The sequence below is a fragment of the Streptomyces sp. NPDC050564 genome (assembly GCF_044457265.1).
Classification (GTDB): domain Bacteria; phylum Actinomycetota; class Actinomycetes; order Streptomycetales; family Streptomycetaceae; genus Streptomyces.
Window position 1 is genome coordinate 53,113 of record NZ_JBITGS010000023.1, and the last position, 21,893, is coordinate 75,005.

The 21,893-nt window shown below is 70.3% G+C and carries 15 protein-coding genes; 4 read left to right on the forward strand and 11 right to left on the reverse strand.

Annotation, left to right across the window (positions count from 1 at the left end; genetic code table 11):
* Nucleotides 1-67: 67 nt before the first annotated feature.
* From ACIBK0_RS32075 to ACIBK0_RS32085, 3 genes are all read right to left on the reverse strand, one after another.
* Nucleotides 68-1,318 (reverse strand): MFS transporter, encoded by a 1,251-nt coding sequence (locus tag ACIBK0_RS32075; protein WP_399087600.1) that lies wholly within the window; start codon nt 1,316-1,318, stop codon nt 68-70.
* A 217-nt stretch (nt 1,319-1,535) separates the two neighbouring features.
* Nucleotides 1,536-3,212, reverse strand: a complete 1,677-nt coding sequence (locus tag ACIBK0_RS32080) for an NAD(P)/FAD-dependent oxidoreductase (protein ID WP_399087602.1) — start codon at nt 3,210-3,212, stop codon at nt 1,536-1,538.
* A 183-nt stretch (nt 3,213-3,395) separates the two neighbouring features.
* The gene (locus ACIBK0_RS32085; RefSeq protein ID WP_399087604.1) at nt 3,396-5,072 is read right to left on the reverse strand and encodes an NAD(P)/FAD-dependent oxidoreductase; all 1,677 of its coding nucleotides are present in this window, start codon (nt 5,070-5,072) and stop codon (nt 3,396-3,398) included.
* A 270-nt stretch (nt 5,073-5,342) separates the two neighbouring features.
* Between ACIBK0_RS32085 and ACIBK0_RS32090 the strand changes: the two genes are divergently transcribed.
* On the forward strand, nt 5,343-6,110 hold the full coding sequence (locus ACIBK0_RS32090) for a polysaccharide deacetylase family protein (protein WP_399087803.1): 768 nt from the start codon (nt 5,343-5,345) through the stop codon (nt 6,108-6,110).
* A gap of 27 nt (nt 6,111-6,137) precedes the next feature.
* On the opposite strand, the gene ACIBK0_RS32095 is transcribed toward ACIBK0_RS32090, so the two are convergent.
* The 5 genes from ACIBK0_RS32095 to ACIBK0_RS32115 form a co-directional block, all read right to left on the reverse strand.
* Nucleotides 6,138-7,361 (reverse strand): cytochrome P450, encoded by a 1,224-nt coding sequence (locus ACIBK0_RS32095; RefSeq protein WP_399087606.1) that lies wholly within the window; start codon nt 7,359-7,361, stop codon nt 6,138-6,140.
* A gap of 22 nt (nt 7,362-7,383) precedes the next feature.
* Nucleotides 7,384-8,601, reverse strand: coding sequence for a cytochrome P450 (locus ACIBK0_RS32100; RefSeq protein ID WP_399087608.1), 1,218 nt, complete (start codon nt 8,599-8,601; stop codon nt 7,384-7,386).
* A gap of 95 nt (nt 8,602-8,696) precedes the next feature.
* Nucleotides 8,697-9,479 (reverse strand): hypothetical protein, encoded by a 783-nt coding sequence (locus ACIBK0_RS32105; RefSeq protein ID WP_399087610.1) that lies wholly within the window; start codon nt 9,477-9,479, stop codon nt 8,697-8,699.
* Nucleotides 9,476-13,930: a CHAT domain-containing protein gene (locus tag ACIBK0_RS32110; protein ID WP_399087612.1), complete on the reverse strand. Its 4,455-nt coding sequence runs from the start codon at nt 13,928-13,930 to the stop codon at nt 9,476-9,478. Before ACIBK0_RS32110 ends, ACIBK0_RS32105 begins: the two co-directional genes overlap by 4 nt.
* A gap of 19 nt (nt 13,931-13,949) precedes the next feature.
* Nucleotides 13,950-14,960: a DUF2278 family protein gene (locus ACIBK0_RS32115; RefSeq protein ID WP_399087614.1), complete on the reverse strand. Its 1,011-nt coding sequence runs from the start codon at nt 14,958-14,960 to the stop codon at nt 13,950-13,952.
* A 125-nt stretch (nt 14,961-15,085) separates the two neighbouring features.
* On the opposite strand from ACIBK0_RS32115, the gene ACIBK0_RS32120 reads away from it, so the two are divergent.
* The 3 genes from ACIBK0_RS32120 to ACIBK0_RS32130 all read left to right on the forward strand — a co-directional run bounded on the left by ACIBK0_RS32120 (nt 15,086) and on the right by ACIBK0_RS32130 (nt 17,700).
* Nucleotides 15,086-15,526 carry an SRPBCC family protein gene (locus tag ACIBK0_RS32120; RefSeq protein WP_399087616.1) on the forward strand — a complete coding sequence of 147 codons (441 nt, stop codon included), beginning with the start codon at nt 15,086-15,088 and terminating at the stop codon, nt 15,524-15,526.
* Nucleotides 15,527-15,638: 112 nt separating this feature from the next.
* On the forward strand, nt 15,639-17,222 hold the full coding sequence (locus ACIBK0_RS32125; RefSeq protein WP_399087805.1) for an IS1182 family transposase: 1,584 nt from the start codon (nt 15,639-15,641) through the stop codon (nt 17,220-17,222).
* A gap of 283 nt (nt 17,223-17,505) precedes the next feature.
* Nucleotides 17,506-17,700 carry a hypothetical protein gene (locus ACIBK0_RS32130; protein ID WP_399087618.1) on the forward strand — a complete coding sequence of 65 codons (195 nt, stop codon included), beginning with the start codon at nt 17,506-17,508 and terminating at the stop codon, nt 17,698-17,700.
* Here the strand turns inward: ACIBK0_RS32130 and ACIBK0_RS32135 are convergent.
* From ACIBK0_RS32135 to ACIBK0_RS32145, 3 genes are all read right to left on the reverse strand, one after another.
* Nucleotides 17,687-18,859 (reverse strand): glycoside hydrolase family 6 protein, encoded by a 1,173-nt coding sequence (locus ACIBK0_RS32135; RefSeq protein WP_399087620.1) that lies wholly within the window; start codon nt 18,857-18,859, stop codon nt 17,687-17,689. The two genes, ACIBK0_RS32130 and ACIBK0_RS32135, sit on opposite strands and share 14 nt — an antisense overlap.
* A gap of 146 nt (nt 18,860-19,005) precedes the next feature.
* A complete protein-coding gene (locus ACIBK0_RS32140; RefSeq protein ID WP_399087622.1) occupies nt 19,006-20,157 on the reverse strand; it encodes an XdhC family protein in 1,152 nt (383 codons plus the stop codon).
* A gap of 95 nt (nt 20,158-20,252) precedes the next feature.
* A complete protein-coding gene (locus tag ACIBK0_RS32145; protein WP_399087624.1) occupies nt 20,253-21,710 on the reverse strand; it encodes an NCS2 family permease in 1,458 nt (485 codons plus the stop codon).
* Between the last annotated feature and the right edge of the window lie 183 nt (nt 21,711-21,893).

Consider the following 21,893-nt stretch of genomic DNA (forward strand, 5'->3'; position numbering starts at 1 on the left):
ACCGCCGACATCCAGGTACGGGGGCACGCACGTACGGAGGGCCCTGCGCACACGGAGGTCCCGGCCCTCACACCGTCACCGGCACCGGACTCTCCTTGCCGCGCCGCCGGGCCAGAGCCACCACCGCGGGCATGGCGGAGCCGAGCGCCGCGAACCCCGCGGCCATCACCACCCAGCCCACCGTGCCGTGCTCGACAGCCAGCCAGGTGAGCAGGGCGGGCGCGGCCATCTTGCCGATGTCGGCGCCCATCGCGTACGTGCCCTGGTACTGCCCCTGGGCGTCTTCCGGGGCGAGCCCGAAGGAGATGCCCCAGCTCCCCGCCGACTGCCTGACCTCGCCCAGGACATGGGCGAGCGCGCCCAGGACGAGCAGGGCCGAGGCCACCGGCGCGGCGGCACCCTCGCTCAGCGCGAAGATCAGGCAGGCGGCGCCCAGGCACCAGGATCCGGCACGGGAGGCGCGCGCGGCGCCCGCCGGTTCGTCCGTGCCGCGGGCGGCCCTGACCTGGAGCAGCACCACCGACACCGTGTTGGTCAGCAGAATGACGGCGATCATCCAGCGCGGGGCGTGGGTGTGGTGCAGGACCCACAGCGGGAGGACGACGTCCAGGAGGAGGTTGTGCATGGACAGCAGTCCGTCGAGGACCACGAACGTGAGGAAGGGGCCATCGCGCAGGACGGCGAGCGCGGGTCCCGGCCGGGCGGGCTGCGGCGGCACGGACGGCAGCAGCAGGGTGAGCAGGCCGGTGGCCAGATAGGTGAGCGCGTTGAGGACCACGGCCGCGCGGTATGCCGCCGGGGTGCCCACGGCGAGCACGGCTCCCGCGATGCCCGCACCGACCGAGACACTGATGTTGGCGGCGGCGCGCAGCTGGGCGCGGAGGGTCACCCGCTCGGCGGCGGGGACGAGTCCGGCGATCATGGCCATCCGTGCACTGCGGCTGGCGCTGTAGGCCACCGCCTGCACGGACATCACGGCCACGTACGTACCGAACCCGTCGACGAACAGGAGCGCGGCGGTCAGCGGACCGAGCGCCACGAAGGACCAGATCTGTACGGTGCGGGGGCCGACCCGGTCGGCGAGGTGCCCGGAGGGGGTGCTCAGCGCCAGGGCGACCGCGGCGGCGGCCCCGGCGCCGAGCCCGAACCGGCCGGGCGACAGCCCGAGTACGGCTGTCGCGTAGACGGCGTTGAGCGCCATCCACAGACCCTGGCCCATGGTGTGCACCAGGGTGATTCCGGTGAGCGTGCGGGCGGGACCGCGTGGCGGAAGGATCCGGCTCAGCACGGCCGCACCGCCTCGCACCGTCCGCGCCACGTCAGGGTCTCCGACATCACCGCGCACCTCTCGTTCATCGCCATTGCCAACGATGGGTTCCGGAACCCGTTCCCGGTGGGGAAGCGCAATTCCGTACGCATTGAATTCTACACACGTTGACTTCGACGGTAAACCCTCGCGACGCGGCGGCACTTGAGAAGCGGCGACACCGCTTGACGCTTCATCGGAACAACTCGCTTCACTGCTTGACGCTCCGTCAGAACAGCTTGCTGCCCTTCAGCCTCGCCTTGATGGCCTCGCGCCCATTTCCGAGCACGAGTCGGCGCACGACCGGATCGGCCTCGGTGGCGGCCCAACGCAGCATCTTCAGCAGGGTCTTGGGCTGCGGGTTCAGGAAGCGCACCTCGCGTTCGGCGTATCCGAAGTGCTTGGGCACGAAGTCGGCCGCCAGCAGCCGCTCGTACAGGAGGTCCGCCGCGTCCCGGGCGCGTACGGCGCCGGCCTCGACCGCCTCGCACTGCTTCACCATCGTCTCGTAGAGCTCGGCGAAGCCGTCGTGGTCGGGCCAGTACAGACCGGGGTACGGAACGTCCTCCAGGTCCACGAAGTGGCGATCGCGGCCGTCCTTGCGGAACTTGGTGAGCGCGGTCTGCATCCGGTACACGCCGGCGTTGGCTCCCCACGCCCAGATCCTGAAGACCGCGCTCCACAGGTCGTAGTCGCACCAGGAGATGAAGGCCGAGTTGACCAGCGAGTCGTTGTAGTCGAACAGCGACTGCTGGAGGCGGTCCACGGGGGCGAACCGCTCTCCCGAGAGGTCGTCGTCCTGGACCGCTTGGAGCAACCGCCAGGCCAGCACGTTCAGCGCCTCGGTCGTGTTGGAAAGCCCGCGCGAGAAGAGCGGGTCCAGGAAGCCGGCCGCGTGCGAGAGCAGGAACCAGCGGTCACCCGCGGTCTGCTTCGAGGAGTACTGGAGGCGTCCGGTCGAGGTCCACTCCCGCACCGCCTTCATGCCCTCGAACTGCCGGACGATGTCCGGGAAGGGCGCGGCGAGCCGGGCGAAATCCTCCTCGGCGCTCACCCCCTCCGGCTTGGGGAAGCGTCGCGGGTCGACGGTCATGCCGACGCTGCACAGCGGGTTCTTCGACCACTTGTTGTTGTTGAAGCCGATCACCCAGGCCCAGCCACGGTCGAACATGTGGTGGACGGTGCCCTCGTACCAGGGCACGGGCGGCCGCTGGCTGTCCGGGAGGTGGTCGAAGAGCCGGTCGGTCGGCGTCAGGTCGACGACGTGGTTCCAGATCGACCGGGAGTGGTGCTTGAACCGGCAGGGATCCTCGCGCAGCCCGAACTTGTCCGCGACCGGGGAACGGAATCCGCTGGCGTCCACCAGATAGCGCGCCCGGTACTCGCCGTCGCGCCCGGCCAGGGTGACACCCGAACCGTCGAAGTCGATGTCGGTGACGAAGAAGTTCTGGCGGGCCTTGCAGCCGTACTTGACGGCCACCTGGAAGAGGTACGAGTCGGTGTCCTGGCGGAACAAGTGGGCTGCCTCGTGCAGCAGTTGGGGCGGCGTGTTGAACTCGTTGACCTCGCGGGGGTTCTGCGGCGCACCTTCGTGGTGCAGCAGGAATCCGAAGTGGCGTTTGACGCCGAAGCGCGGGCCGATGGTGCGAGTGGTGTCGGTGAACGAGGCGAGCGCGGCGATCTCCGGAACGTCGTATCGCTCCGCGAGGGTGCGCAGCGACACCAGGGTGAAGGGAATCGTCGACTCGCCGATCGCGAACCGCGGATGCGAACCGGCGTCCAGCAGCAGGACCTTGGTCCCGTGCCGGGCCAGGATCGCGCCGAGAAGTGATCCGGCGACGCCCGATCCGAGGATCGCGACGTCGTACGTCTCCTTCTCCAGCTCAGAGGTGCCCGGTGAGTTCACGTGCTCTCTCCTTGTCGTCGGGTGGGACAGGACGGGGTCGGCACACGGCGACCGGGCGGCTCGGGGTCCGGTCCGCCCGTCAGGCCCGGGAGGTGCCCGGGACAGGCCCGTGACAGGCCCGTGACGTGCCGGGACAGACCTGGTAGGTGCCTTCCGGTCGTGACCCGGAAGGCACCCGCCGGGTCACCCGGGACGGCGCACGCCGCGCAGCCGCTCCCGGATGAGCCCGCCCATGGCGCCCTTGAGCAACGCGCCCACCTCGTCGGGGGCGTCGGTACGGACCCAGCGGGCGGCGCGCGCGATGCGCGCCGGGGTGTTGTGGAAGAACCGGTCGGCCGGGTCCCCCAGACCGAGGGACGGCGGGAGGTAGTCCGCCTCCCGGATGGCGCCGAAGATACGGTCGGCGGCCGACCTGGGCGTGCGCGTGCCGGCCTCGACCTCCTCGCACAGGGTGCGCGTCAGCGGCCCGAGGGCGTTGTAGTGCGCGCTGCCGGGGAACGGCGAGCCCGGGTGCCGGGTCTGCTCCAGGTCACGGAAGACGGAGTCGTCGCCGCTTCTGCCGTACGCGGCACACGCGTTCTCCACGGCGAGCGCGCCCAGCACGGTGCTCACCGTCCAGGTCCGTACGACGGCGTTGAAGAGCTCGAAGTCGCGGAAGGACACGAACGACGCGTACGCCAGATCGTCGTGCGTGTCGAACAGGGCCTGCTGAAGGTCCTCTACGTACTGGAACCGCCCTGTGGACCAGTCGCCGTCGCGCGCCGCGTCGATCAGACGCCGGCCGAGCGCGTTGACGATCTCCAGGCTGTGGGCGAGACCGCGCGAGTAGAGCGGGTCGACGCAGCCGGCGGCGTGGGAGGCCAGGCAGTAGCGGTCACCGACGACGCGTTTCGAGGAGTACTGCAGTCGTCCGGTCGCGGTCCAGGGCCGGGCGGGCTCGGCCTGCGCGAACTGTCGTGCCAGATCGGGGAATTGGTCCAGGACCTGATCGAACTCCTGTTGCGGCGAGAGGTCGTGGGAGGGGTGCTTGCGGGGGTCCAGGGTGAGGCCGACACTGCACAGGCTGTTGGTGGAGCGGGGCTGGTTGTCGAAGGGGATCACCCACAGCCAGCCGCCGTCGAAGACATGGTGCAGCGTCCCCTGATGCCAGGGGCTGGGCCGGTCGTGCAGTCGCCCGGCCGGTGTCTCGTCGTACGGCGTCACGCCCGTCATGTGCGTGAAGAGAGTGCGGGAGTGGTGCCGCGCCCGGGTCGGCTCCTCGCGCAGCGCCAACTCCCGTGGTAACAGGGCGTCGTGGCTTCCCGCGTCGACCACGTACTGCGCGGCGAACTCCTCACCGTCCGCGGTGCGCAGCGCCACCCCGGTGCCCGTGTCGATCCGGAGCCCGTCGACGCGTGCGCCGGGTCCGGTGCGCACATCGGCTCCGTACCGCCGTGCGACGCCCAGCAGATGGGCGTCGACGTCCTCCCGGAAGAGATGCGGCACGGGCGGTACGACGGAGGGGTTGACGACCTGGTAGATCTCGCCGGGGTGCTGACGCAGGTGCGCGCGGTGGTGGACGAACCCCATGTTGCGCATCACGCCGCAGCGGGCGGAGACCTCCCGCTGAACCGCCTTGAGACTGGTGAGGTGTTCGACCTCGGGCACGCCGTAACGCCGGGCGACCACACGGGCGAGTGCCGCCGTGTAGGGCACCATCGACTCCCCGACCGCGAAGCGCGGGGGCTGCTCGCCGTCGACGAGGAGCGTTCGCACCCCGTTCCGCGCCAGGACGGCCGCGAGCAGCGACCCCGCGAAGCCACCGCCGATCACGGCGACCTCGTACATCGTGCGCGGACTGTCCTTGCCGGTCACGTTCACGTGCCTCACCGCCGCTCGGCGCACAGGAATTCTCGGTGCGCAGAATTCTACAGGCGATGACTTATTCAGTAAAGGCCGTCCCCACAGGACGCGTTCACCACGGAGGCGGGCGGCATGCGAAGAGGGGCGTGATCGTCGGCACGCGTGTGACGCGACCCGCGGCCATGGCGCACGGCCGTCCGGCGCGGGCATTTCACGCAGCACAAGGGACTATGCACGCAATGTATACACCACATGTATAGTCTCGGCATGCCTTCACTGACCAGGAAGATGAAAAGACCGGGGACCAGGTTCCGTGCGGCGGCGGCGGTCTCCGCCCTCGTCGCGCTGGCCCTGCCGCTCACGGGGTGCACGACGCTTCACACCACCGCACCGAGCGCCGCCCGTGCGCAGGCCACGGCCGATGTGCAGGCGCGGTTCGGGACCGTGGACTGCAGGGAGGTGAAGTGCATCGCGCTGACCTTCGACGCCGGCCCGAGTGAGCACTCGGCCCGGCTGCTCGACATCCTCAAGGAGAAGCAGGTCCCGGCGACCTTCTTCCTGCTCGGCAAGCGGCACATCGAGAAGTACCCCGAGCTGGTGAAGCGCATGGCCGACGAGGGACACGAGGTGGCCAGCCACACCTGGGACCACAAGATCCTCACGCGGATCTCGCCGGAGCAGATACGGGAGGAGCTGCAGAAGCCGAACGACGCGATAGAGCGGCTCACCGGGCACAAGCCGACGCTGATGCGGCCGCCGCAGGGCCGCACGAACGACACGGTGAACAGGATCAGCCGCGAACTGGGGCTCGCCGAGGTCCTGTGGAGCGTGACCGCCAAGGACTACAGGACGAGCGACCCGAAGCTGATACAGAAGCGCGTTCTGCAGCAGTCGTCCCGGGACGGGATCATCCTGCTGCACGACCTCTACCCGGGCACCGTGCCCGCGGTGCCCGGGATCATCGACGCGCTGAAGAAGCGGGGGTACGTGTTCGTGACGGTGCCGCAGCTGCTGGCGCCGGGGAAGGCAAAGCCCGGTACGGTGTACCGGCCTTGACGTGACATCAGGGAACGCGAGGCTGGATCAGGAGGCTCCGCCGAGGCGTACCGGCAGTGTCCGGTAGCCGTGGCCGATGAACGACTCGGCGAGCCGCGCCCGTCCCGCCGACCCGTCGAGGCTCAGGCCGGGGAATCGCGCGAACAGGGCCGGGAGCGCGACGGACGCCTCCAGCCGGGCCAGTGGGGCGCCGATGCAGTAGTGGACGCCGTGACCGAAGGCGAGGTGCTCCTTGTCGGCGCGGGCGACGTCGAAGCGGGCCGCGCTGTCGCCGTGGCGCAGGGGGTCGCGGCCGGCCGCCGCGTATGTCGCGAGGATCGCGTCGCCCTGCGGGATCAGCGTGCCGTCGGGGAGCTTGATGTCCTCGACGGCGTACCGCAGCGGGAGGTTGGCGATCGAGGGGGCCCAGCGCAGGGTCTCCTCGATGACGTCGCTCCAGGGGACCTCGCCGCCGAGGACGCGCGCGAGCTGGTCGGGGTGGCTCAGCAGGGCGTGCACCGCGTTGCCGATCAGGTTCACGGTCGTCTCGTGGCCCGCGCCGATGACGAGGAGAAGGGTGTCGATCAGCTCGGCCTCGCTGAGCCGGGAGCCCTCCTCGTCGCGAGCCGCGATCAGAGCGGTCGTCATGTCGTCGCCCGGCTGCTCGCGCTTGGACGCGACCAGACCGGCGAGCAGTTCATGGATCTCCTGCCAGGTCGCCATGGCCTGTTCCGGAGTGATGGTGGTGTCCATGTTGGCCTCGATGAGACGGGCGGTGTCGGCCCGCTTCTCCTCGGGCAGGCCGAACAGCTCGCAGATCACCTGCATCGGGAGCGGGTGGGCGTACGCGGACCGCAGGTCGGCCCGTCCGTCGGGCGCCTCGGCCATGCGGTCGAGGAGAGTGACAGCGAGCTCTTCGATCCGGGGCTTGAGGGCGTCCGTACGCCGCTTCGTGAATGCCGGTGACACGAGCTTGCGCAGCCTGCGGTGGTTGGCGCCGTACGCCGTGAACATGTTGGTCACGCCGACCCAGAGAGTGATCCAGCTGTCCCGGTACGCGCCGTCGATCCACGCGGGCCAGTGCTGGTTGGGATCCTTGGAGACCCGGTCGTCGGCGAGGAGTTGCTTGAGGATCTCGTACTGGGTGGGGGCCCAGGCCCGTATCCCGCCCGGAAGTTCGATGAGGGCCACGGGGCCGCGCTCGCGCAGCCGGTCCGCCTCCCCGTGGAGGTCGGCGCCTGCGGGATCGATGACGAAGGGCTGGTCCGGCACGTGGGCTCCTGTCGCGGGTGGGTCACCAGTCGAGGTGCAGTGTTTCGGGCGAGCGGTGGATCATGGTCGGTCGCATGGTAACTGGCTGGTTCGCGGCGAGCCGAAGGTCTGGTAGTCGGCGTGTCAACAGCTCCAGGGTGATGCGGAGTTGCTCGCGCGCGAGTTGTGCGCCGGGGCAGGCGTGCACCCCGAAACCGAAGGCCAGATGGCGGCCGGGCTCGCGGGTGATGTCGAACTCGTCGGGCCGCGAGTGGCGCGCTCCGTCCCGGTTCGCCGCGCCGAAGGCGACGAACACGCTTGATCCTTCGGGCAGTTCGGTGCCGGCCAGAGTGACCGCGCGGGTGGTGACGCGCCGGAATCCCTGCAGTGCGGTGTCATAGCGCGCGGCCTCTTCGAGGGCGGCGGGGATGCGGTCGCGTTCCGCGCGAAGAAGCGCCCACTGGCGTGGGTGCCGCAGCAGATGCAGCACGGTGCTGCCGATGAGGGCGGTGGTGGTCAGATGGCCTGCGAGGAGCAAGTTCTGCAGATGCGCCACGAGTTCGTGTCGCTGATCGAGCGTCAGCTCGCCGTCCCCGGGCGCGAGGGAGGCGATGAGTTCGGTGGCGAGGTCCTCCCGCGGACGGGCACGGCGCTCCCGTATGAGCCCGTCGAGGATGTGTTGCATCGTCACGACATCCTGGGCGGCGGCCACTTGCTCGTCCTCGTCCAGGGGGCGGAACAGCAGCTCCTCGGCCCGATGACCGCCGTGGACGACAGCGGCAACGTCCCCGGGGTTCAATCCGACGATCCGCCCGATGACCTCGCCCGGCAGCCGCCGCGCGTACCCGGACATCAGCTCGACACGACCGTCCTTGGCGAAGGCGTCGACGAGCGCGGCGGCGCGCTCGGCGGCGTACGGGAGGACGGCCGCGACCCGTGCCGACGACAGACCCCGGACGATCGGGGCCCGCAGTTCCTGATGCCGGGCCCCGTCGGCGGTGACGACAACGGGGCGGCCGCCGAATCCGCCGCCCAGCACGGCGAGCGCGGCAGGCGACGGCAGTACGTCCGGCCTGAGCGCATTGGCCGACGAGAAGTCCTCCGACCGCCGCAGCACCTCCCGAACGTCCGCGTCACGAGTCACCAGCCACGCGTCCAGCTCGGGCACATGCACCAGTTGGTCGGTGCGCCGCGCTCGTGCGTAGTGCGGGTAGGGATCGCGCTGCAACGCATCGAGTCTGCCGTGCAGTTCAGGATCCATGGGGCGCCCTCCGAACACGGTGCGGGGTCGCGCTCATGGTGTCGCAGGGTGGGCCGGGGGCGGTAGGGCGCCCTGGCCCGGCGAGCAGGATTCGGTCAGAGCGGTGGCGGAAAGTCCTGCCTGTGGCGCAGCGTGCCGCTCTCCTTCGGGACGAAGACGGCAGTGAGCCAGCGGTCCACCGTGGACCGGATCTCGATCCGCGCCACGACCGAGTACACGATCTGGCCACGGAAGCCGCGGTCAGCGACGACGAAGGCCTGGAGGTCGGTTGCGTTCAACGGGATCTCGCGGGCGTTGGTGAGGCGGAAGCGCCAACCCGCTTCGGCTGTGCCCGCCCCGAAGCCGGACAGGTACACCAGCGTGCGATTCGTTTCCGTGCGGCGCGTCCGGCCGGCATTGGCTCCTCCGCCGACAACATTCACCACGGGCGCCGACGCCGACACCTCCAGGCCCACGGTCCGTTCCTGGACGTGGAGTTCTTGTTCGCGGAGTTCGGCCGGACGGAGCCGACGCACCAGCGGGAGGGCACCGTCGGATGCCTCGCCACCGGCGAAGCCGAGGGACAGCTGGGCCGATACGAAGCGACATCCTTCGTCGGGAAGGAGCGTCAGGTCGAGGCCGAGCGCCCACAACTGCTCGTCGCCCCTCGTCGCGCTCCGCAGGGCGTCCCGCAACTCCTCTGGCACCAAGGAGAGTTCAGGGTCGTCCGGACTCGTCGCCGTGTGCCAGGACGGCCGCCCGAGGGCGATGCGATTCGTCTTGTTCCGTGCGGTCCGCCAGACCTCCTCCGCACGCCAGGAACGCTTCTCTCCGAGGTCCAACGGCTCCAGCTCGAACGTGGTGAAAGGTACCTCGTCGCCGTGCCCCGGCTCGCTCATCGGCCGCTCCATTCGATGCGTGGCCAGCCGATCAGCTTGAAGGCCGCCCAGTCGTACGGCGGTCGGGTCCGGCTCGCCTCGCGCTGGGCCACGGCCAGGGCTGCGGCGACATCGATCAGTCCCGTCTCGTCGCGTTGCCGCGTCATGTCCCGGTAGAGGTCGAGCATCAGGGACTGGGTGGCCTCGTCTCGGACGGGCCACAACGTGACCAGCACGGCACGGGCGCCCGCGGCGAGAATGCCCCGCGCGAGCCCCAGGAAGTCCGACGGTACGGCCCGGCCCTGGCCGGTCTCGCATGCGCTGAGCACAACCAGGTCGGCGTGCAGATGCCAGTCGGAGAGATCGCGCAGCGAGAGGATCTCCTCGCGGAGAGGGGCCTCGGTCACGCGCAGCAACAGGCCCGAGTCGAGGAAGTCGTGGGCGTCGAAGTAGCCGTGGCACGAGAAATGCACGAGGGAGGCTCCCCGAACCGTTTGCCGCACATCTTCCTTGCCCAGGTTCCGGCCCGACAGACAGGGGCCGCCGAAGGCCAACGAGATCGCTCTCGCCTCGTCCGGGAAGGACACTCCGACCGTGACCAGGTGGGCGAGCGGGTCGGCTGTCGGCCGCGGTGCGCCGATCGCGAGGTCGAGCGTCGCGAAGCTCGGTGCGTACAGGACCGGCGAACGTTCGATGAGCGAGCGCCCGTCTGCATACCGCACGGCGTGCAGGGGCAGCTGCTGCAGATCTCCCTCCGGGACGAGGACGACGAGTTCTCCCTCGCCGATCGTCTCGAGCGCGGGTTCGAGCAGGCGCTGCAGGCCCCGGTGCCAGGTCTGGGGCCCGCTCCCGGCGTAGTCGAGCATCTCCAACCGGAAGGAGTCCAACAGCGCGGCCGCTTCGTCCTCCGTCAGGTCCGCGAGACAGAACTCGGGGTGTGCGGCGCCGGGCCGCAGTACGCCGAGTACTGGCCCTCCGACGACCATGTCCAGGGTCACCGCCACGGCCGGGACACCCAGAGCGCGTAGGAGTGCCCGGGCCGTGTCCGTGGCAGAGGTCGCGACCGGCGGACCCGGCTGTGCGGCAGGATCCTGGTCCACGGGCAGGTACCTCTCGGCCAGGAGGTCGGCCAGTCCCAGAGCACGTGCCTGGTCAAGGGCGTCGAAGGCGCGGACGGGATCTCCGCACCGCAGGAAGTGCGCGGCACAGCCCTTGATCAGCGGGACCGCCTCGTTCGCGAGCGCGATCCGGTCACGGTCCTGGCGCAGGCCACGGCGATGCGTGGCCCACCCCGGGGTGAGGGTGCCCAGCAACCGGTCGATGTCGGCGGTGTCGCCTTTGGCGAGGGCCAGCCACAGGCACTCGGTCAGCGCCTTGACCGCGAGCCGGTCCTGGCCCGCGGTGACCGCGATGCGGTACGCCTGCTCGGCGTCAGACCGGGCGGTCTCGGGGCGTACCTCGTGCAGCAGCCCTGCCCGGTTGAGCAAAGCCAGCGCCTCGTTGAAACTGTCGTCGCGTGCCCGATGCACCTCGACGACGCGTTCCAGCTCGCGTCCGGCCCCGTCGATGTCGCCCCGGACCAGCAGCTGTTCCGCGTGGTCGGTCCAACTCCATGCACGCAGAATGGGATCGGTGGAGCGGGCCGCGCCCTCGCGCAAGCGCTGGGACATCTCCTCAGGAAGTTCGTCCGCCGAGACGTACTCACTCGCCAGCAGCACGAGCGTGCGCAGCACGAAGTCCTCGTTGCCCTGCGCGATCAGGTCGTCGAGGTTCTGTACGGCCAGTTCCACCGCGCGCTCACGTCGGCCGAGCAGGAAGAGGGCCGCCGCGAGGTTCGTTCGGTTGGCCGCGACTTCCTGCTCCCGGCCGAATCGCCGCAGCATCGCGATGGACTTCTCGTACGCCTCCACGGCCGCGTCGAGCTGATCGTCGTAGCGCAGCGCGATGGCCAGATAGCCGTGCAGCGCGGCCGCTCTGCCCTCGTCCCGCAGTGTCTCGGTCAGACGCAGGGCCGCGCGGTACTGGTCGATGGCCTCGGCGTGGCGCCCGGTACGGCGGTACGCCATCCCCAGCGCGGACCGGGCGTCGAGTTCCGACTCGGGATCGCGCCACTGCGGCGAGGTGGCCAGGGCGAGGGCGTCGAGCAAGGGCTCCTCGGCCGAGTCCGGCAGACCGAGGTCCAGCAGGGTGCCGCCGGTGATCAGGGCGGCTGTGCGCCGGTCCGGCCCGGAGTCGAGAGCGGCAAGCTCCCGCGCCATCAGATCCAGGGTCGCGAGGAGCTCGTCGCGGTCGGCACGCACGGCGCGTGCCTGTTCGGAGAGCCCGGCGAAACGGGCTCGCACACCTGGCTCCGCCCGTCTGTCGGAGTCCGGCGTTCGGAGCCTCAACGCCAGCCCGTAGTGATAGATCGCCGCGTCGGGCTCGCGATCCAGCAGAACGCCGCTCAAGGCCTCGTGCACTTCGGCCATGATCCCTTGGTCAGCCAGCCGGTAGGCGGCGGCCTGTGCCTGCGTCAGGGCGTCGAGGGCCTGACCAGCGCGGCCTTGCTGTGCGTGGACGGCCGCCAGATTGAGGTGGGCCACGGCCCGTACACCGGCGCGGGACTCGGGCACGAGTCGCAGATTCGATTCCAGGACGTCGCGGGCCGGTCCGAGTCGGCCGAGGGTGACGAGGACCGCTCCCTGTTCCAACCGGATCTCAGCCGCTTCCCTGCGCCGGCCAGCGTCCAGAGCCGCCTCGCCGGCCCGATCGAGCAGGGGTAACGCCTCCTGGGCACGGCCTTGTTCGTGCAGGTCGAGCGCCCGGTTCCGAAGCCCTTCGAAGGAGGCGTCGGCCGACGGGTCGGGGGAAACCGCTTCCCGTGGTGGTCGATCGGCGCCGGTGAGCGAAGCCGTCCAGCTCAGCAGCCGGTCTAGGTCCGCGCCGAGCCCGTCGTCCGCGGCATCGGCGGGGGCCGCGCGGACGAGCTCGGCGACGTGACGCGCCGCCGCGTCGGCCTCGTCGGCCCGGCCACTGTTGCCCAGCGCCACGGCCAGGTTGTACCGACTGCGGATGCGATGGTCCCAGCTGTCACTCCGGTCGGCGGCATCGATGTATCGCCGCATCGTCGCCGTCGCGCGGGCATCGTGCCCACGCTCGCCCTGCACCTGCCCGAGCAGGTTCAGGGCGTCCAGCAGCACGTCCTCGTGCGCTCCTGCTGCCTCCCGCGCCGTGTCGACGGCGGTCTGCAATGCGAACTCGGCCGCCGCCAGATCACCCGTCTGCTGCCAGGTACTGCCGAGGAGCACCTGCACTTCCAGGCTCTGCGCCTCGCTGCCGCGGGCAGCCAGTGCCGAGGCCGCCACTCGGGCGAGCGGCAGTGCGGTGGCCGTGTCGACGTGGACGAAGCGCCTCAGCAGCGCCACGAGGAGGTCCGGCGCCGGCAGCGGTTCGTCGTCACTGACGGCGGACGCCAGGGCTTCCTCGGCGGTGCGGCTCCCGGCGTGCAGCAGTTCGGCGATCTCCAGGAGCCGTTGCCAGGGAGCGGAACGCACAGCGGCGAACAGGTCCCGTCCGCAACCCTCGTCCAGTTCGTCCCCGGCCGCGCGCAGCGCGGCGGACAGTCGGAAATCGCCACTGAGCTGGGTGGCGTGGATGAGATCCACGACGACGGGCAGTAGCGGCTCACGCTCCTGGGCGTCCAGAACCTCGGCGCCGCGGACGAGCGCGTCGGCATCGGGAGAGTGGGTCAACCGCAGCAAGGTCCTGACCGCTTCCTGCCGGTCTCCGAAGCCGGACAGGTCGAGGTCCTCGAACCGGCTCGCCTCCCGGGCCCGGTCGATCGAATGGTCCTCGAGATCCTCCTTGCCCATGATCTCCAGGTAGCCCGGATCGAGCTCGACGGTCGGATCGATGCGCTTCGCGAGGTGGTAGTGCAGCCGCGCGTCCTCGTCGGAGCCACGGCGCCGCAGCACCCGGGCCAGGTGGGCGTGGATATCGGCCCAGAACGGGCCATGGTCGTACCACGCGAAGGCCAGGTGCCGTGTGAGGTACGCCGGGTCGCGTTCCAGCACCGCTCGGAGCTCGCTCTCGGCCGTCTCCAGCTCCCCGAGCCCTTCGTGGCACAGAGCGATGTGGACCTCGGTGCCAGGGTCCTCGGCGTGCCGCGCGCCGACGAAGAAGTCGAGTGCCTCGGCGTAACGCTCCATCCCCAGCAGTGCGTTGCCCGCCAGCAGCCGGGCTCCCCGGTGCCCGCTGTCTGCGGTGAGCGCTCGCCTCGCCCAGTCCAGACTCGTCGGGAAGTCCCGTCGATGGGAGGCGACGCAGCCGACGCTGTAGAGCGCTTCCGCGGACTCCCGAGTCAGGGCGACGGCCTCCTGATAGCAAGCCTCGGCAGCATCCAACTCCCCCTGGGCGAGCAGCGCGTCACCCTCCTCGATGGCCTGTTTCGTACGCTTCTTGCGGAATCGCCGTGACGGACCGTCAGCGGACATGTCGCCCCCAACAAGTTGGTCAGAACACCACGGTCCAGCCCTCGCGTCGGGCCTGCTGGGCGGTGTACGAGACGCCGTGCACCTTCAGGCCGTCGGCACCCAGCAGGGTGATCCGGCCGCCGCTGTTGCCCAGTTGGACTCCGTCCGTGAGGGGGGCCACCAGGGCGGCTCCGGCCGCGAGTTGCCCTGTGGGCACGGCGCAGGTGTGGCCGAGTCTGTCTGCGACGCGCCAGCCGGTGAGGTCGACCGGGTCGGGCGAGGCGTTGATGAGCGTGACGTTCTCGGATTCGGGCGCCGGGCCGCGGGGGTTGACGAGGGCCGCCACGATGCGCACCGGTTGACCGCCCGGGTCGGGGCGGGAGTCGTCGGGCGGGACGACTGCGTGGCCGGTGATGTCGTCCGTGTGCCAGGCCTGGCTCTGAAAGGCGAGGAAGACACCCACCCAGCGCGACTGGGCCGGGAAGTGGATGAGCAGTCCACCGTCCTGCCAGACCCCGTCGTCGTCCTGGAAGCGGGCGCTGTTGCCCTGGTTCATATGGATGTCGTGCACGCCGTTTCCGGGCAGGAAGCCGAAGATCTTGTCCCGGACGGTCGGCTCGGGACCGAAGCGCTCGCCGAAGACGTACATCCGGGCGGCCGGGTCGTCCACCGCGCGTCCTACGTAGTGGTCGAGCAGGTCGGCCAGGTCGTTGTCGGCACCCTCCACGTCCGGTGGCAGCGGACGCATCTTCGCGGGGTCGAAAAGGTTGCCCCGTACGAAGTCGAGGTTCGGGCCACCGGGGCCCGGCGGCAATGCGTTCCAGCCGGAGGCCAGGCCTTCCAGGTGCGCGGTGCCCGGGTGCTGGAAGTCGTCGTCGACGAGATAGAGCAACTCGGAGGGCCGCTCCTGGGACATCACGTTCACCGCAGCACGGTAGTGAGTCCCTTGATCATCCGTCAGATGGATCTGGTAGTGCGGGGTGTCGACGGATCCCTCTCGGCGGGTGTCGACCGCCCGTGTGATCAGTACGCCGTACGCCTTCAGCGGCATGGTGACCAACTCCCCCTGGGGGCGGCGGCATTGCTCACCCCATGAGGGAATGGTAGGGCGATGGCGCCCGATATCAGGCGGTTGCGTGAGAATTCACTTCCCGTTCGACTGCTTACGATCACCCGGTGGTCCTCTTTCTGCTGGAACGCCTGTCCCCGCACCCGGTCGACGAGAGCTGGCGGTGCCTCACCGACTGGCCCCGGCACGCGGACGTCGTCCCGCTGACGCGAGTCACCGTCCTCACGCCGCCGCCGACTCGGGAGGGCACGGTGATCGTGGCGCGGTCGGGGGCGGGTCCCCTGGCCTTCGACGACCCCATGGAGGTCGTGACGTGGCAGCCACCGCGGGACGGGGGCACGGGGACGTGCCGGCTGGTCAAGCGCGGCACCTTCGTCACCGGGTGGGCCGAGATCGAGGTGCGCCCGGCGGCCGACGGGGGCTCACAGGTGCTCTGGCGGGAGGAGCTGAGGGTGCGGTGGCTGCCCCGGGCTGCCGACCTGCCGCTGAGGTGGGCGGCGCGGTGGATGTTCGGGCGGGCGCTGGACGGGCTGCTGCGCCGGGATTGAGCGCCTGGGCGGGCCATGGTCTTCGGCAAGGACCGCCGCTAGAAGGCTCATGAAGATCTTGGGGTTCTGGTCCCGCCGCGTGAGCAGCGGGACCAGACTCGTTGGTGTGGCGATGGGTGAGTGGGCCGGGGAGACGGTCGGGCCGGATGTGTGGGAGACCTGCCGGGAGTTGATCCCAGCCGGGAGTGTTTTCGCGTTCTTTGCCGAGCATCGCGGTGTGCTGTTCCCGGCGGAGATGTTCGCGGACATGTACCCGTCGGCGAACGGGCGGCCCAGCATGCCGCCGCAGATCCTGGCCGCCGCGATCACACTGCAGGCCCTGCACGGCCTGTCGGACTTCGAAACGGTCCAGGAACTGCGGTGTGACCTGCGCTGGAAGGCCGCGTGCGGGCTGGGCCTGCACGACATGGCGTTCGACCCGTCGCTGCTGGCGTACTTCCGACGTCGGCTGGCCCGTTCGGCCCGGCCGAACCGGGTGTTCGAGGCGGTGCGGGAAGTGGTGAAGGCCACCGGTGTCCTCAAGGGCAAGCACCGGCGGGCTTTGGACTCCACCGTGCTGGACGACGCGGTCGCCACTCAGGACACCGTGACCCAGATCATCGCCGCCGTCCGGGCGGTGATCCGCGAGGTTCCCGGCGCCGGGCAGGTGGCGGCCGGGCAGTGCACCGCGCACGACTACACCGATCCGGGCAAGCCCCGCATCGCCTGGAACGACGAGCAGGCCCGGGCCGAGCTGGTCGATGCCCTGGCCGGCGACGCGGTGCGGCTGCTGGGTCACCTGCCCGAGCAGCAGCTCGGCGAGAAGGCCGCGAACGCGGTCGGCATCCTGGCCCTGGTCGCCGGGCAGGACGTCGAGCCGGCCGAGGACTCCGACGGCCGCGACGGGCGCTGGCGCATCACCCGGGGCACCGCTCCCGACCGGATGGTCTCCACCGTCGACCCCGAAGCCCGCCACGTGCACAAGACCCGCACCCACCAGCAGGACGGCTTCAAGGCCCACCTCGCCGTCGAGCCCGAGACCGGGTTATACACCGCCGTCGCCCTCACACCCGGCGCCGGAGCACAGCACCACGAGGCAGCCATCGGCATCGACCTGCTCGCCGACGAGGACACCCCGGTGGACGCCTTCGGCGACACCGCCTACTCCACCGGCGACGCCCGCCACACCCTCGAACAGCAAGGACACCGGCTGTTCCTCAAACCCGCCCCCCTACGAGCAGCCGTCCCCGGCGGCTTCACCCTCGACGACTTCGCCATCGACACCACCACCACCGCCACCGTGACCTGCCCCGCCGGGCACACCGTCTGCCTGTCAGACCCCGGCGGGCAGCACCACCAGCGCAAGGCAACCTTCGAGAACCTGTGCACCGGATGCCCGCTGCGTGAACGGTGCACCAAAGCCAAGGCCGGACGGACCGTGACCCTCCGCCCCAACCACGACCAGCTCGCAGCCGCCCGTCACCAGGCCGCCACCGATTCCGACTGGCAGGCCGACTACCGCCGCTGGAGACCACCGGTCGAACGCGCCGTCGCCTGGCTCGTCCAGCACGGCAACCGCCGCCTGCGCTACCGCGGAACCATCGCCAACAACACCTGGCTCCACACCCGGGCCGCCGCCCTCAACCTCCGCCGACTGATCAACCTCGGACTCACCCGAGCCAACAACACCTGGCACCTCAACCCGGCCACCGCATAGCCACAGAGGCCACCCGACCCACGACCCGGCGGACTCCCGCCAAGATCTTCATGAGCCTTCTAGGGCCTGTCGTTTGGATCAAGCCGGGCTCGCGGGGCTTGGCACGCACATCTGCCGCGTTGTCGTCACTCGCCGACTCCCTCCTCCGCCTTGCAGCTGCACGCACCAAGCCCCGCTCACCGGCAGTGGTAAGGCGCCGCAACCCGAAGTCGGCGGGATCCGACAGACAGGCCCTAGCCGATCACCAACCGCCGGCGCGACTCCGCCTGACGCGGCGCCGACCATGCCCTGTCCCGGAGCGACCCGCCCGGTCGCGGTCCGGCTCACCGCCGTGTACGGGGGCGGACGAAGCGCCGCCCCCGTACACGGCCGGGGCCCACGGCGCATCGGCGCCGTCACCCCGGTCGAGGCCGCCGTCCGACCGGCAGGCGCGGACGGCCCGGAGGAGCCGGCCCTGCCCGGCCTCAAGGCCCGCTGAAGATCGGCGGGTCGGCGAAACGGACGAGTTCCAGGGCCTGTTCGGGGAACCAGTCCCCCGCATCCGGGTCGACCATCCCCCGTTCCGGATCCTGGGGCCCCGCCGTACCGCGCAGACACAGCCCGTCCGACTCGCCGGGCGTCTTGATCCACAGCCGGGCGTCCTGCAACGGGTCGCCGGTACGCAGGGTCGGACGGGCGCCGAGGCCCCGGTTCGGCGGATTGCACCAGTCCTGCGGGTCCGTGTACTTACCCGTGGGCGGTGTCCAGGGCCCCTGCCCGTTGCGGCTGGAGTCGGTGACGAAGTGCTTCATCCGGGAGGGAGGTGTGTGCACATGCGTGTCGAGCCAGGCCTGTGCGTCGGCCCGCGGCCACCACTGGTGGGGACATGCGGCGACGTCGCCGTCTCCGTCGACGTACGCCAGACACGACGAGATCAGCTTGCCGTACCAGGCGTTGGTGTCGTCGGTGTTGTAGTTCGAGGCGTTGGTGTAGAAGCCGGAGGCGTGTGCGATGCCGCCCTTGATCAGGCGCGGCACGATGGAGTTGACGGTGTGCCAGCCCGGGTGCCCGGTGTCCAGATAGACCCGGGTGCCGGCCAATGGCTCCAGCTTGTCCACCGCGTAGTTGACCTCCACGTACCGCGCGGCGGTCTTGGTGCCCTGCGCGTCGTCCTGGCCGCAGTCGGCCGGCAGCAGCGCGAGGGCGTCGGGTTCGAGGGTGACGATCGCGTCGCGACCGCCTATCCCCCGGGCCACCGCGTCGATCCACTCCTTGTACTCGGCCGTGTCGGCGGCGCCGCCCGCGGAGTAGTTGGAGCAGTCGCGGCCGGGGATGTTGTAGAGCGCGAGCACGGGGATCGCGTCGGCGCGGTCCGCGTCCCGCACGACTGCGTGGATCAGCCGTTCCACCTGGGCCGGGGACTGATCGCCGTACCAGACGGCCTGCGGGGTGTTCGCCATGGCCAAGACGCCTGCCGCGTCGAGGAATTGGCCCGCTCGGGCGAGTTCGAGGGCCTGCCGGTATGCCGCTGGATTGGCGTCGGGAACGTACAGCGAAGGTCCGTGGTCCACCGGCTCCGCGGCTTGCGCCGATGGTCCCACGAAGACGGCGGCCAGCCCGACCGACAAGGCGGCGAGCCATGTTGAGGCACGTCTCATCCGGGTTCACTCCTGTTCGCAACGGTCACGGGGGACTTGCGGGAGCGCTCCCACAGGAGACTCGTCGAGGGTCATGCTCGCGTCAATACACCGGGCACGGGAAAGGGTCCGCCACGGCCTGTGGCGGACCCTTTCCCGTACGTCGGTCAGGCCACCGACCCGATGCGCGCCGCAGGCGCCGCAGCGCCCTCATGATGAATCGGCGTGTGCGCCCCCGTAAGCGAAACCCCACTCCCCCCACGCCGATTGGCCACGATCTCCGAGGCGATCGACAGCGCCGTCTCCTCGGGCGTACGTGCCCCCAGATCCAGGCCGATCGGCGACCTGAGCCGCGCCAGCTCCAGGTCGCTCACGCCCACGTCCCGCAAGCGCTCATTGCGGTCGAGATGCGTCCGGCGTGACCCCATCGCGCCCACGTACGCCACCGGCAGCCGCAGCGCGAGCCGGAGTAGCGGTACGTCGAACTTGGCGTCGTGGGTCAGGACGCACAGCACCGTGCGGGAGTCGACCTCGGTGCGCTCCAGGTACTTGTGGGGCCACTCGACGACGATCTCGTCGGCTTCGGGGAAACGGGTGGCGGTGGCGAAGACCGGGCGGGCGTCGCAGACGGTGACCCGATAGCCGAGGAACTTGCCGATGCGGACCAGCGCCGACGCGAAGTCGATCGCGCCGAAGACGATCATCCGGGCCGGCGGCACCGAGGACTCCACCAGTACCGTGAGCGGTGCGCCGCAACGAGAGCCCTGCTCCCCGATCTCCAGGGTGCCGGTGCGGCCCGCGTCCAGGAAGGCGGCCGCCTCGCCCACGACCGTGCGGTCCAGTTCGGGCTGGGCGCCGAAGCCGCCCTCGTGGGAGCCGTCGGAGCGGACGAGCACCGCACGGCCCAGCAGTTCGCCGGGGCCGCTCACGATCCGCGCGACCGCCGCCGCCTCCCCGGCCGCGGCGGCGGCCAGCGCGGTCGCGAGCACCGGCCTGGCGCGGTCGCCGGAACGGACCGGCGTCACCAGGATGTCGATGATGCCGCCGCACGTCAGACCGACCGCGAAGGCGTCCTCATCGCTGTAGCCGAAACGTTCGAGGACCGTCTCGCCGTCCTCCAGCGCCTGTTGGCACAGGTCGTAGACCGCGCCCTCCACACAACCGCCGGAGACCGAGCCGATCGCCGTGCCGTCGCGGTCGACGGCGAGTGCGGCGCCCGGCCGGCGGGGTGCGCTGCCGCCGACGGCCACCACGGTGGCCACGGCGAAGTCGCGTCCCTGCTCGACCCACCGGTGCAGCTCTTCGGCGATGTCCAGCATGTCTCGGTCTCCTTGGACGACGTAACAGCGGTGGTGTGCAGGGCGGGTCCTGTCGCCGCGCGGCAGGCGCCGGTTCGGCGACAGGACCCTGGGCGTCAGTGCACGCCCATCCAGCTCTCGATGGGGTTGAGGGCGAAGTAGACCAGGAAGATCGCCGTCAGGCCCCACATGAACGCCCCGATCTCCCGGGCCTTGCTCTGGGCGATCTTGATGGCAACGTAACTGATGACTCCGGCCGCGACACCCGCGGTGATGGAGTACGTGAACGGCATGATCACCACGGTCAGGAACACCGGGATCGCGGTGGCGCGGTCGGCCCAGTCCACATGGCGGGCGTTCATCATCATCATCGCGCCGATGACGACCAGCGCCGCCGCCGCCACCTCGCCGGGGACGATCGCCGTCAGCGGGGTGAAGAAGAGGCAGGCCGCGAAGAACAGGCCGGTGACGACCGAGGAGAGGCCCGTGCGGGCGCCCTCGCCGACGCCGGTCGCCGATTCGACGAAGACCGTCTGGCCGGACGCGCCGGCGACACCGCCGACCGCTCCGCCGGCGCCGTCGATGAACAGCGCCTTGGACAGGCCGGGCATCCGGCCCTTGTCGTCGGCCAGGTTGGCCTCGGTGCCGACGCCGATGATGGTGGCCATGGCGTCGAAGAACCCGGCGAGCACAAGGGTGAAGACGATCATGCCGACCGTCATCGCGCCGACCTGACCCCAGCCGCCGAACTCGACATGGCCGAAGAGCGAGAAGTCCGGCATCGAGACCGCGCTGCCGTGCAGTTCGGGAGCGCCGCTGGCCCACTGCTTGGGGTCGATGACGCCGAGGCCGTTGAGGACGACGGCCACGACCGTGCCGGAGACGATGCCGATGAGGATCGCGCCGGGAACGCCCCGTGCCTGCAGCATGAAGATCAGCAGCAGGGTCGCCGCGAAGAGCAGGACCGGCCAGCCGGCGAGTTCACCGGTCGGGCCGAGGGTGACCGGAGTCGACTTGCCCTGGTGGACGAAGCCCGCCTTCACCAGGCCGATCAGTGCGATGAACAGGCCGATGCCCATGGTGATCGCGTGCTTGAGTGCCAACGGAATCGCGTTCATGATCATCTCGCGCAGGCCGGTGACGACCAGGAGCATGATCACGGCGCCGTACATCACGCACATGCCCATGGCCTGCGGCCAGGTCATCTGCGGGGCCACCTGCGAGGAGAGCACACCCGAGACGGAAAGTCCGGCGGCGAGGGCGAGCGGCACCTTGCCGACGAAGCCCATGAGCAGCGTGGTGAAGGCCGCCGCGAACGCGGTCGCGGTGATCAGGGCCTTCTGGCCGAGCATGTCCCCCGCCACGTCCTTGCCGGACAGGATGAGGGGGTTGAGCAGCAGGATGTACGCCATCGCCATGAACGTCGTGACGCCACCGCGCACCTCACGCGCGATCGAGCTTCCCCGCTGGGATATGTGAAAGTACCGGTCGAGCCAAGACCGTCCGGCCGGGACACGGCTACCCGTGCCCGCGTCCTCCGCGGCGGTCTTCGGCTCCAGTGACTGCTGGGTCATGTGGGCCTACTCCCAAGGTTCAAAGGGGCACCCGCCACAGCCGCCCTGACGGCTGATCAACCGCGAGCGCGGCTACGGGATTTGGGAAGGTGCTTCGGCCGCACGACCCGGGGGACGGCCCGAGACGAACGATAGGGACTGCTGGTACCGCTGGTACTGACTGCGGCTGATGCTCACTGCTAC